At 72.1% G+C, this 11,043-nt stretch carries 11 protein-coding genes; 5 read left to right on the plus strand and 6 right to left on the minus strand.

Annotated elements, in window-relative coordinates:
* Positions 1-117: 117 nt before the first annotated feature.
* From ABT300_RS36545 to ABT300_RS36565, 5 genes are all read right to left on the minus strand, one after another.
* Positions 118-1,170, minus strand: coding sequence for an aminotransferase class V-fold PLP-dependent enzyme (locus ABT300_RS36545; protein WP_351685324.1), 1,053 nt, complete (start codon positions 1,168-1,170; stop codon positions 118-120).
* Between the two features lie 95 nt (positions 1,171-1,265).
* A complete protein-coding gene (locus ABT300_RS36550) occupies positions 1,266-1,982 on the minus strand; it encodes a DsbA family oxidoreductase (protein WP_351685326.1) in 717 nt (238 codons plus the stop codon).
* A 127-nt stretch (positions 1,983-2,109) separates the two neighbouring features.
* Positions 2,110-2,616 (minus strand): GNAT family N-acetyltransferase, encoded by a 507-nt coding sequence (locus ABT300_RS36555; protein ID WP_351685329.1) that lies wholly within the window; start codon positions 2,614-2,616, stop codon positions 2,110-2,112.
* A 42-nt stretch (positions 2,617-2,658) separates the two neighbouring features.
* Positions 2,659-3,267 carry a DUF1349 domain-containing protein gene (locus tag ABT300_RS36560; RefSeq protein WP_351685331.1) on the minus strand — a complete coding sequence of 203 codons (609 nt, stop codon included), beginning with the start codon at positions 3,265-3,267 and terminating at the stop codon, positions 2,659-2,661.
* 36 nt (positions 3,268-3,303) lie between these two features.
* Positions 3,304-4,833 carry an aldehyde dehydrogenase (NADP(+)) gene (locus ABT300_RS36565; protein WP_351685334.1) on the minus strand — a complete coding sequence of 510 codons (1,530 nt, stop codon included), beginning with the start codon at positions 4,831-4,833 and terminating at the stop codon, positions 3,304-3,306.
* A 122-nt stretch (positions 4,834-4,955) separates the two neighbouring features.
* Here ABT300_RS36565 and ABT300_RS36570 point away from each other — a divergent pair, with 122 nt between their 5' ends.
* The 3 genes from ABT300_RS36570 (at position 4,956) to ABT300_RS36580 (ending at position 7,805) form a co-directional block, all read left to right on the plus strand.
* A complete protein-coding gene (locus ABT300_RS36570) occupies positions 4,956-5,729 on the plus strand; it encodes an IclR family transcriptional regulator (protein WP_107444662.1) in 774 nt (257 codons plus the stop codon).
* Between the two features lie 69 nt (positions 5,730-5,798).
* A complete protein-coding gene (locus ABT300_RS36575; protein WP_351685337.1) occupies positions 5,799-6,269 on the plus strand; it encodes a GNAT family N-acetyltransferase in 471 nt (156 codons plus the stop codon).
* 78 nt (positions 6,270-6,347) lie between these two features.
* Positions 6,348-7,805 (plus strand): penicillin-binding transpeptidase domain-containing protein, encoded by a 1,458-nt coding sequence (locus tag ABT300_RS36580; RefSeq protein ID WP_351685339.1) that lies wholly within the window; start codon positions 6,348-6,350, stop codon positions 7,803-7,805.
* A 61-nt stretch (positions 7,806-7,866) separates the two neighbouring features.
* Here ABT300_RS36580 and ABT300_RS36585 read toward each other — a convergent pair whose 3' ends face one another.
* Positions 7,867-9,318 carry an NCS2 family permease gene (locus ABT300_RS36585; RefSeq protein WP_351685342.1) on the minus strand — a complete coding sequence of 484 codons (1,452 nt, stop codon included), beginning with the start codon at positions 9,316-9,318 and terminating at the stop codon, positions 7,867-7,869.
* A gap of 264 nt (positions 9,319-9,582) precedes the next feature.
* Here ABT300_RS36585 and ABT300_RS36590 point away from each other — a divergent pair, with 264 nt between their 5' ends.
* On the plus strand, positions 9,583-10,146 hold the full coding sequence (locus ABT300_RS36590) for a SigE family RNA polymerase sigma factor (protein ID WP_319188704.1): 564 nt from the start codon (positions 9,583-9,585) through the stop codon (positions 10,144-10,146).
* Positions 10,143-11,012, plus strand: coding sequence for a hypothetical protein (locus ABT300_RS36595; protein WP_351685345.1), 870 nt, complete (start codon positions 10,143-10,145; stop codon positions 11,010-11,012). Before ABT300_RS36590 ends, ABT300_RS36595 begins: the two co-directional genes overlap by 4 nt.
* The last annotated feature ends 31 nt before the right edge of the window (positions 11,013-11,043 follow it).

Here is an 11,043-nt window from a genome sequence, read left to right on the forward strand (position 1 = left end):
AACACCATTTCTCCTACAACCGATATTTTTTGTTGGTTGACTGGTTTTCAGAGTTGTGATCTTCCTATCGGCGGCCGACTCGACCGCCGCCGGGCCTTCCGGCGGCGGTCGGTCGCGTCAGCCCGCCAGGACGTCCAGCAGACGGTCGACGTCGGCGGCCGTGTTGTAGAGGTGGAACGAGGCGCGCAGACTGCCGGCGCGGTCGGAGACCTGGATGCCGGCCGCGGCCAGCTCGGGCACGCGGAAACCGAGTGCGGGCACCGAGACGATCGCGGAGCCGGGCGCGGGGACGGGTTCGTGTCCGAGCGTGGCGAGTCCGGCGCGGAAACGGTCGGCGAGGGCGATGTCGTGGGCGCCGATCGCCTCGACGCCGATCTCCTCCACCAGTTCGAGGGAGCGGCGCAGTCCGGCGTAGCCGAACAGGGCGGGCGCCAGGTCGAACCGCCGTGCGGAGTGGGCGAGTTCGGCCACCGGGCCGTAACAGCTGTCCCAGGGCTCCTCGCCGGCGACCCATCCCGCGAGGATCGGCGCGAGGGCGCCGAAGTCCTCCGGGACGACGAGGAACGCCGCGCCGTGCGGGCCGAGCAGCCACTTGTAGGACACGGCGGCGGAGAAGTCGTACGCGCCCGCGTCCGTCGGCAGCCAGCCGGCGCACTGCGAGAAGTCGACGTAGGTGCGCGCCCCGTGCGTCCGGGCGGCCTCGCGCAGGGCGGGCAGGTCGGCGATGCGGCCGTCGGCGGACTGGGCGGCGCCGACGGCGACCAGCGCGGTGCCGGGACGGACGGACTCGGCGATCCGCTCCAGCGGGACGGACCGGACCTTGAGGTCGCCGCGGACGTGGAACGGGTTCAGCACGGACGTGAAGTCGCCCTCGGCCGTGAGCACCTCGGCGCCGGCCGGGAGCGAGGCGGCGATCACCCCGGTGTGCGCGGCGACCGAGGCGCCGAGGGCCACGCGGGTGGCGGGGACGCCGGCCAGCCGGGCGTACGCGGCCCGGCAGGCCTCCACGTCCTCGTAGAGCGGGGTCAGCGGTCGGCCCTCCGCCCGCAGCAGCGCCGCCGACTGCAGGGCGGCGACGGCCCGCGCGGGCAGCAGGCCGTTGCTCGCCGTGTTCAGGTAGGTGGTCTTCGGTGTGAACTCGGCGCGGACGAGGCTCTCGAAGGTCTCCATGCGTCCACTCTGGGCCCCACGGACCTCCCCGTCCATTGCCGATTTTTACGCGATTCCGCTAAGGAACGCTTATGGATGGGCGTTGATCTGCGGTTTCACCGCTGGGGGACCTCACAGCCGTCCGGGCCGCAGGCCTGCGCACCGCCGTCGTCGATCAGCTCCAGCGGAGAGCGGCTCCCCCACGCCCGGGTCAGCGCCTGGGCGAAGACCTCCGCGGGCTGGGCGCCGGAGACGCCGTAGGCACGGTCGAGGACGAAGAACGGCACGCCGTTCGCGCCGAGCTCGGCGGCCTCGCGCTCGTCGGCGCGGACCTCGTCGGCGTACGCGGTCTGGTCGGCGAGGACGGCGCGAGCGGCCTCGGCGTCCAGACCGGCCTCGACCGCCAGCTCCACGAGGCGCTCGTCGCCCTCGGTGAACACGGACCGCTCCTCGGCGAAGTTCGCCCGGTAGAGGATCTGGATCAGCTCGTCCTGGCGTCCCTGCTCCTTGGCGAAGTGCAGCAGACGGTGCATGTCGAAGGTGTTGCCGTGGTCGCGGTCCCGGGTGCGGTAGTCGAGGCCCTCGGCGGCGGCCTGGGCGCCCAGGTTCTCCTCGCCCGCCTGCGCCTGCGCCTGGCTCATCCCGTACTTCTTGCCGAGCATCGCAAGCACCGGCTGGACGTCGCCCTTGGCGCGGCCCGGGTCCAGCTCGAAGGAGCGGTGGATCACCTCGACCTGGTCGCGGTGCGGGAAGGCCTCGAGCGCCTTCTCGAAGCGGGCCTTGCCCACGTAGCACCACGGGCAGGCGATGTCGCTCCAGATCTCGACGCGCATGTCTCGGCTCTCTTCAGGTCGTGCGGCTGACACGGAGCTTCCCTCCGCCAGGTGCATGAACGTTCAAGCAGCCGGCTTCATTCCCCGATCCCCCGCCCGCCTCCGGCCGCCGGTCGCGCGCCGCCGGTCAGGAGCCGCCCGGCACCCGGTACCTGAGCCACAGGTGGTGATCCCCCTCCGCGGGCGGGCGTTCCGGGTCCGCGATCCAGCCCTGACGTGCGTAGAAGACCTGCGCCCGCCGGTTGTCGACGTGCACGTCGAGCACGGCCGTGCGCAGGCCGTCCGTCCGCCACCGCTCGACGCAGGCCGCGTGCAGGGCCGTGCCGATCCCCGCGCGCCAGCGGCCGGGGTCGACGTGGAACTGGAACAGCCTGACCGTGCGCGCGGGCGCGTCAGGCGGCGTGCGGAAGGAGGCCAGGCCGACGATCCGCCCCTGCTCCAGGACGCAGAGCACGTGCCCGTCCCGTCGCTCGACGGCCGTGCGCCAGTTCGCGAGCCAGTCCGTGCCGTCCTGGGGCACGCCGTCGGGGTAGTACGTCGCCCGGGCGCGCGCGTGCAGGGCGGCGATCGCCTCCGTCTCGGCGGGCACGGCCGGGCGGATCACCCGGTCCTCGGTGACGCGGTCTCCGATCATGCCTGGGAGGACGTGCGGGCCGTCCCCGCGGTTCCGTGCCGGTCAGCTGCCGTCCCTCAGGTCGTCCGGCCACTCGTGCCGGAACGCGAGGCGGTCGTACGTCACCACGCATCCCTCCCCGATCGGCGACTGCGTCATGAAGCCGACCAGGGCGGCGCCGGTCCGCTCCTCGTCGCCCAGGGTGAACAGCCGGACGAAGGTCCAGCGGCGGCCGTCCCGGGAGGCGTGGAAGGCGAAGGCCCGGCCGGTCCGGCTCACCCGCAGCCAGACCGAACTCCCTTCGACGGTGAAGGCGTTGGCGTCGTCGGAGTGCCCCCGGGTGACCACCGTGCAGACGGTCGCCACATCCGGGGAGTACTCCAGGCAGAGCTTGGCCCAGTCCCGTTCGCCGACCTGGACGTACAGCGACCCCGCGTCGAAGGCCCCGGTGAATCCCACGGTGACCCGTGCGATCAGCTGGAAGTCGCCCTCCGGGGCCCCCAGCAGCCGGGGGGCGTCCGCCGCGGGGTCCAACGCCTCCCCGGTGGGCGTCACGAACCGGTCCTGCCGCGCTCCGGCCCACCCGGTGAGCACCCCGTCCTCGTGGAACCAGTGCCCGTCGGGCCCGTAGGTGCGCAGGGGAAAGGGCAGTTCGGGGAGCGAGAAGTCCATGGTCTGATTATCGGACGCCCGGCGGAGCTCCAGGCGCTATCGCTCCAGACTCCCGTTGAACCGGCGCGGAAGGCCGAGCTCGTTCTCGTCGCGCAGCTCCACGGGCAGCAGCGCGGCAGGGGTGTTCTGGTAGACGACCGGCCGCAGCCACCGTTCGATCGCCGTGCCGCCCACCGAGGTGGAGGTCGACGTGGTGGCCGGGTAGGGCCCTCCGTGGTGCTGGGCCGGCGCGACGGCGACGCCGGTCGGCCAGCCGTTCACCAGCACGCGCCCGGCGAGCGGCGTCAGCTCGGCGAGGATCTCCCCGCCGCGGCCCTCCCCGGCCGCCTCGCCCTCGGACAGCTGGACGGTCGCCGTGAGGTTGCCCGGCAGACGCGACAGCACGGCCCTGACCTCGTCGTCGTCCTCGTAGCGGGCCACCACGGTGACCGGCCCGAAGCACTCCTCGAGCAGCAGGTCGTGCTCGCCGTCGGCGGTGAGCCGGGCGGCGGGCACGGTCAGGAACCCGGCGCTGACGGTGTGCTCCCCGCCCGCGCCCGGCGTGACCGGCGACTCCACGTCGGGCAGCCCGGCCCGCTCGGCGACCCCGGCGACGAAGTTGTCCCGCATCCGGTGGTCGAGCAGCACGCCCGCCTCGGTGTCGCTCACGGCGTCGGTCAGGGACTTGAGCAGCCCGTCGCCGGCCGCGCCGGACGGCACCAGGACCAGGCCGGGCTTGACGCAGAACTGGCCGACGCCCAGCGTCATGGACCCGGCCAGACCCGTCCCGATGGCCTCGGCGCGTTCGGCTGCGGCCGCCTCGGTCACCACGACGGGGTTCAGCGACCCCAGCTCCCCGTGGAAGGGGATCGGCGTCGGCCGGGCGGCGGCCGCGTCGAACAGGGCCCGGCCGCCTCGGATCGAACCGGTGAAGCCGGCGGCGGCGACCGACGGGTGCCTGATCAGCTCGAGACCGGCGTCGAAGCCGTGCACGAGGCCGAGCACGTCCGCCGGGACGCCGTGCTCGGCGGCGGCCGTGCGCACCACCTTGGCGACCAGCTCGGACAGCCCCGGGTGGTCGGGGTGGGCCTTGACGACGACCGGGTTGCCCGCTGCCAGCGCGCTGGCCGTGTCGCCGCCGACGACGGAGAAGGCGAAGGGGAAGTTCGACGCCGCGTACACGGCCACCACGCCGAGCGGCACCTTGTAGCGGCGCAGGTCGGGGACGGGCGGGGTGGCGGTGTCGTCGGGGTGGTCGACGACGACGTCGAGGAAGGCCCCCTCGTCGACGATGCCGGCGAACGCGCGCAGCTGGTAGCAGGTGCGGGCGAGCTCGCCGGTCAGCCGGACCGGGCCGAGCGCGGTCTCGGCGTCGGCCACCTCGACGAGGGTGTCCCTGGCGGCCTGGAGACGGTCGGCGGCGGAGCGCAGGAAGGCCGCGCGGACGGCACGGTCCGTGAGGGCGCCGCGCGTGTCGTGGGCGGCACGGACGACGGCGTCGACCTCCTGGGCTGTGGCCTCCACCGCAACCTGTTCACGCTGCTTCCCGGTTCGGGGGTCGACACTCCAGACTGGTGCTGCTGCCACCGAGGGTCCCTCCACGTTGGTACGGGCTCACCCACCAGGGGCGTTCGATATGCTGAACGCTGTCTCTGATGATGAATATGCTGTCGGAGCGTATTTCCCGTCGAACGAAGGGGTCAAGGGCGATGTCGGCTGTCGAGACGGGGGGCGGAGCGCAGGTCAAGTCCGCGGTAAGGACGGTTGAGCTGCTGGAATACTTCGCCGGTCGCCCCGGGATGCACTCCCTCGCATCGGTCCAGGAGGCCGTCGGATATCCCAAGTCGAGTCTGTACATGCTGCTGCGCACGCTCGTGGAGCTGGGCTGGGTGGAGACGGACGCGACGGGCACGCGGTACGGCATCGGCGTGCGGGCGCTGCTCGTGGGCACCTCGTACATCGACGGCGACGAGGTGGTCGCGTCCGCCCGGCCGACCCTGGACCGGCTCTCGGACGACACCACCGAGACCATCCATCTGGCCCGGCTGGACGGCACGAACGTCGTCTACCTCGCCACCCGCCAGTCGCAGCACTACCTGCGCCCGTTCACCCGCGTCGGCCGCCGGCTGCCCGCGCACTCCACCTCGCTCGGCAAGGCGCTGCTGAGCACCTACACCGACGAGCAGGTCCGCAAGCTGCTCCCGGAGACGCTCCCGGCGCTCACCGAGCACACGATCACGGACCGCGAGAAGCTGATCGAGGAGCTGCACCAGGTCCGCGAGCAGGGCTTCGCGGTGGACCGCGAGGAGAACACCCTCGGCCTGCGCTGCTTCGGCGTGGCGATCCCCTACCGCACGCCGGCCCGGGACGCGATCAGCTGCTCGGTGCCGGTGGCGCGGCTCACGCCGGCGCACGAGCAGCTGGTCAAGGACGCCCTGTTCGACGCACGCGACCGGCTGACCCTGGCCACCCGGCGGCTCTGAGGCCCGGGGCGCGAAGGGCGCCGCCCGGCGGCTCCGCGCCCACGGCGGCGAGGCCCTACGCTCTGCGGTATGCCGATCGCTCTGCGCCGCGTCCACGACAGCGATCTGCCGGTGTTCTTCCGGCAGACGAACGACCCCGAGTCCCTCGTGATGGCCGCGTTCACCCCGCAGGATCCGGCCGACCGGGACGCCTTCGACGACCGCTGGAGCAGGATCCGCGCCTCGTCCGCCGTGGTGCGCACGATCCTGGCAGACGGGGACGTGGTCGGCAGCGCGGCCGTGTACGGGGAGCCGGGCGAGCGCGAGGTGACGTACTGGGTGGACCGCGCGTACTGGGGCCGGGGCATCGCCACGGCGGCGCTGACGGCCCTGCTCGCCGAGGTCCCCGAGCGCCCGCTGTTCGCGCGGGCGGCGGCCGACAACGCCGGTTCCCTCCGAGTCCTCGTCAAGTGCGGCTTCGTGCCCACCGCCCGCGCCACCGGGTACGCCCCCGCGCGGAAGGCGGAGATCGAGGAGATCGTCCTGCGGCTGGAGAACTGAGCCGGGCGCAGATGAAGGGGCGATGAGAAACCGGGAGGGAGGGAACGCGCTCCCCGTCCCGTTCGTCTTCCCATCGCCATGAACAAGACGATCAGACGCGCCTCGGTCTTCGCGCTGCTGCTGGTGTTCGCCCTGCTGCTGCGGGCGACCTGGGTGCAGTTCTACGAGGGCCGGGCGCTCGCGGACGACACGCACAACCGGCGCAACGCGATCCTGACGTACGCGGAGCCGCTCGGGAACATCATCGTGGCCGGGAAGGCGATCACCGGCTCGGCCGTCACGTCGAACAGCGACCTCAGATACAAGCGCACGTACACGAACGGCGCGCTGTACGCGGCGGTGACCGGCTACGCCTCGCAGAGCTACGCCCCGACGCAGCTGGAGGGCGTGTACGCGGACGTGCTCAACGGCGCCGACCCCCGGCTGAAGACGGTCCTGGACACGGTCACGAACCAGCGGGCCGAGCCGGGCGACGTGCTCACCACGATCGACCCGGCGGTGCAGAAGGCGGGGTACGACGCGCTCGGCGACAAGAAGGGCGCGGCCGTCGCGATCGACCCGTCGACGGGCCGGATCCTCGCGGTCGTCTCGACGCCGTCGTACGACCCGTCGTCGCTGACCGACGCCGACACCGCCGGCACGGCCTGGAAGAAGCTGAACGCGGACCCGGACAAGCCCCTCGTGAACAGGGCGCTGCGGCAGCCCCTGGCGCCGGGCTCGACGTTCAAGCTGGTGGTGGCGGCCGCCGCGCTGGAGGACGGGCTGTACACGTCCGTGGACGAGAAGACCGACAGCGCGGACCCGTACACCCTGCCGGGCACGCGGACGGACCTGGCGAACGAGAACAGGTCCGCGCCCTGCGAGGACGCCTCGATCCGGGTCGCGCTGCAGTACTCCTGCAACAACGTGTTCGCGCACATGGCCGTCCAGCTCGGTCAGGACAAGCTGAAGGCGATGGCCGACAGGTTCGGCTTCGACGACGACAGCCAGGACGTGCCGGTGCGGGCCTACGCGAGCGTGTACCCGTCCGGCATGGACGCCTCCTCGACCGCGCTGACCGGCATCGGCCAGTTCGACGTGACGGCGACCCCGCTGCAGATGGCGATGGTGTCGGCGGCTCTCGCCGACGGCGGCAAGCTGGTCTCGCCGCACATGGTCGAGCAGATCACGAACGGCGGCGGCGACGTCCTTCAGGACTACGACGACAAGGCGACCACCACCCAGGTGGTCAGTGCCTCGACCGCCGCCCAGCTGCGGTCGGCGATGCAGACGGTCGTCGAGAAGGGCACGGGCACCAACGCGCTCATCGACGGCGTCACCGTCGGCGGCAAGACGGGCACGGCCCAGAACGGCGAGAACAACAGCAAGGCCCCGTACGCCTGGTTCACCTCGTACGGGAAGTCCGACTCGTCCGGCGAGCAGGTCGCCGTGGCGGTCGTGGTCGAGCAGTCGGACGCGGCGCGCTCCGAGGTCAGCGGCAACGGCCTGGCCGCGCCCGTCGCGAAGGCGATGATGGAGGCGGCGCTGCGGAAGTAGCCGGCGGTGACGGGGGCGGCCGGTAGGGCGGCCGCCCCCGTCACCGAGGCGTCCGCTCACGTCACTTGACGCCGAGGACCTGCTCGATCGGGTCGATGGCGAAGTACACCAGGAAGAGCGCCGAGGCGCCCCAGAGCAGCCAGTGCACCTCCTTCGCCTTGCCGAGCACGGTCTTGATCACGACGTACGCGACGAAGCCGGCGCCGATGCCGTTGGTGATCGAGTAGGTGAAGGGCATGACGGCGATGGTGAGGAAGGCCGGGATCGCGATCTCGTACTTGTCCCAGTCGATGCTCTTGACCTGGGTCATCATCAGGAAGCCGACGGCGACGAGGGCCGGGGCGGCCGCCTGGAGCGGGACGATGGTGAGGACCGGCGTCAGGAACAGCGCGAGGGCGAAGAACGCGCCGGTGACGAGGTTGGAGAACCCGGTGCGCGCGCCCTCGCCGACGCCGGCGGCCGACTCGATGTAGGAGGTCGCGGAGGACGACGAGGCCGCGCCGCCCGCCACCGCCGCCGCGCCGTCGATGAGCAGCACCCGGCCGAGCCGGGGCACTTCGCCCTTCTCGTTCAGCAGTCCGGCCTCGGCGCTGATGCCGACGACCGTGCCCATGGTGTCGAAGAAGTCGGACAGCAGCAGCGTGAAGACCAGCAGGACGACGGTGACGGCGCCGGTCTGACCGAACGCGCCGAACAGGCTGAAGTGACCGATCAGCCCGAAGTCCGGGGCGCCGACGACGTCGTCCGGCCACGCGGGCGTGGTCAGCCCCCAGGACTTGACGTCGGCGAGGGAGTCGATGGCGATCGCGAGCAGCGTCATCGCCACGATGCTGATCAGGATCGCGCCCTTGACCTTGCGGGCGAGCAGGCCGACGGTCAGCAGCACGCCGAGGCAGAAGACGAGGACGGGCCAGCCGCCCAGCGTGCCGCCGCCGCCGAGCTGGACGGGGACGGTGGTGTGCGCGGCGTCCGGGATGCGGCTGACGAAGCCGGCGTCGACGAAGCCGATGAAGGCGATGAACAGGCCGATGCCGACGCTGATCGCCTGCTTGAGCGGCTGCGGGATGGCGTGCATGACGGCCTCTCGCAGTCCGGTCGCCACCAGCACGCAGATCAGCAGGCCTTCGAGGACGATGAGGCCCATCGCGTCGTCCCAGCTCATCAGCGGGGCGATCTGGAAGGCGACGACCGCGTTCAGGCCGAGACCCGCGGCGAGCGCGAGGGGCAGGTTGCCGCCGACGCCCATGACGATGGTCATCACCGCGGCCACCAGGGCGGTGGCGGTGGTGAGTTGGACGCTGTCGAGGCGGTGCCCGAACTTGTCCTCGGCGCTGCCCAGGATGATGGGATTCAGGACAAGTATGTAGGCCATGGTGAAGAACGTGGCGGTGCCGCCGCGTATCTCCCGGCTGAACGTGGACCCTCGTTCGGAAATCCGGAAGAACCGGTCGACGCTGTTCACCGCCGGTCTCTCACGGGCGGGCCGGTCGGCCTTCTGCTGCGTCTCGGACATGGCTGCCACTCCTCGGGGCCGGAACGATCTCGGTGCGGATGCTGGCTGGATTGTTCCCCCGTTGAACCCTCTTCAGGTTTTCGCCGTGTTACGGAATCGGGTTCCGGACTCGTTCGGCCTGCCATGCGATGTTCGAACCCCCGACCGAGTGGGGTGATCGCACACTGCTACGCTTCCCGATCTCGTCCCGACCGCCTCCCCGGGACATCCCCATGTCATTCACATGGCACGCACAGCACCGGTCGCACCGAGAAGAGGTAACCCGTGGGCACAGTCGTCGACGACGCCGCCTCCGTGGAGTTCCACGCCTTCTTCGACCGCCACTACGCCGAACTGTCCCGTCTGGCCTGCCTGCTGACCGGCGAGGCGGACGCCGCCGACGATCTGGCGGCGGACGCGCTGCTCGCGCTGTGGAACCGCTGGGACCGGGTGCGCGCCGCCGACCATCCGGTCGCGTACGCGCGCGGGGTGGTCGCCAACCTCGCCCGCACCCGCATCCGCAGCGCCGTCCGCGAGCGCCGCAGGATCGCGCTGTTCTGGTCGCAGCGCGAGGAGAAGACGGAGAATCCCGACGTCGCCGGCGTCGTGGACGTGCAGTCGGCGCTGCGTAGACTGCCGTTCCGCAAACGGGCCTGCGTGGTGCTGCGGCACGCCTTCGACCTGTCGGAGAAGGACACCGCGCTCGCACTGGGCGTCTCCGTGGGTACGGTGAAGAGCCAGACGTCCAAGGGGATGGCCGAGCTGCAGAAGCTGCTGGGCGGCAAGGGGGCTCCGGTGAGGGTGCCTGCGATGGCACGCGACCGTCAGGCCGCAGGGAGGGACCGATGACGACGCAGCGGGACGTGCACGGCGAACTGCGCACCCGGCTGCACGCGGCGGCCGAGGCCCACGAGCCCGACCGGGCGCGCATCCTGGCCCGGGTCGAGCGCGGCATGGCCGGGCAGGGACAGGCGCAGGTCCGCTCCGCCCACCGGGCGACCCGCCCGCCGCTGTGGAGCTGGGCGCGGATCGTGGGCGCGACGGCCGCGGTCGCGGGCATGCTCGCGGTCGGCGGATACGCGGTGGCGTCGGCCGTGAAGGGCGACGCTCCGGCGCAGCAGACCGTCTCCTCCTCCTCGCCGCCCGTCGAGTCCCCGGGCGCCACCAGCCGCCCGCCGGCCTCTCCCCGGCCGACTCCGAGCCCGGGCGGCGGCAGGAGCCCGGCCGCGCCGAGCGCCTCCCCGCCGAAGAGCCCCGAGGCGAAGCCCTCCGCGCCCACGGCGTCCCTGCTGCCGGTGACGACCGACGAGGAGGACGGCCCGCTGTGGTCGGACGGCTCGGTGGACCCGCACAGCAACGACTTCTGGGCGCAGAGCAACGTCACGCTGAAGACGTCCGAGGCGCTCACCGCGCTCACCGTGCAGCTGAAGGTCGCACAGACCGGCGGGGTCTCGTCGGCGGGCGCCTGGCGCTCGCTGCCCGAGGGCGACTTCGTGTTCACGACGGCCGAGCACGACGGTTTCCTCGTCTACACCTGGGTGCTCAAACCGGGCCGTACCGTCCCCGAGGGCGAGTGGGTCTTCGCCGGGCAGTACGACCACGACCGCGGCGGCCGTGACGCGAAGGACGACGCCTACGCGATCTCCGGCCGCTCGGACGGCCGTCAGAGCGTCGTGGGCGGCGACTTCGCCTCCCACGACGACAAGAAGGACTGAGCGGGCCGTGCGGGGGCGGGACGGTCCCGCC

This window comes from Streptomyces sp. NPDC001027, from assembly GCF_040299045.1.
Taxonomy (GTDB): Bacteria; Actinomycetota; Actinomycetes; order Streptomycetales; family Streptomycetaceae; genus Streptomyces.

What these genes read in the sequence shown, in the direction of transcription:
- ABT300_RS36550 (WP_351685326.1), bottom strand. Translation starts at nt 1,982, where the DNA reads ATGCGCGTCGAGATCTGGAGCGACATCGCCTGCCCGTGGTGCTACGTG.
- ABT300_RS36560 (WP_351685331.1), bottom strand. Translation starts at nt 3,267, where the DNA reads ATGGACTTCTCGCTCCCCGAACTGCCCTTTCCCCTGCGCACCTACGGG.
- ABT300_RS36545 (WP_351685324.1), bottom strand. Translation starts at nt 1,170, where the DNA reads ATGGAGACCTTCGAGAGCCTCGTCCGCGCCGAGTTCACACCGAAGACC.
- ABT300_RS36570 (WP_107444662.1), top strand. Translation starts at nt 4,956, where the DNA reads ATGTCGGCTGTCGAGACGGGGGGCGGAGCGCAGGTCAAGTCCGCGGTA.
- ABT300_RS36580 (WP_351685339.1), top strand. Translation starts at nt 6,348, where the DNA reads ATGAACAAGACGATCAGACGCGCCTCGGTCTTCGCGCTGCTGCTGGTG.
- ABT300_RS36585 (WP_351685342.1), bottom strand. Translation starts at nt 9,318, where the DNA reads ATGTCCGAGACGCAGCAGAAGGCCGACCGGCCCGCCCGTGAGAGACCG.
- ABT300_RS36575 (WP_351685337.1), top strand. Translation starts at nt 5,799, where the DNA reads ATGCCGATCGCTCTGCGCCGCGTCCACGACAGCGATCTGCCGGTGTTC.
- ABT300_RS36595 (WP_351685345.1), top strand. Translation starts at nt 10,143, where the DNA reads ATGACGACGCAGCGGGACGTGCACGGCGAACTGCGCACCCGGCTGCAC.
- ABT300_RS36555 (WP_351685329.1), bottom strand. Translation starts at nt 2,616, where the DNA reads ATGATCGGAGACCGCGTCACCGAGGACCGGGTGATCCGCCCGGCCGTG.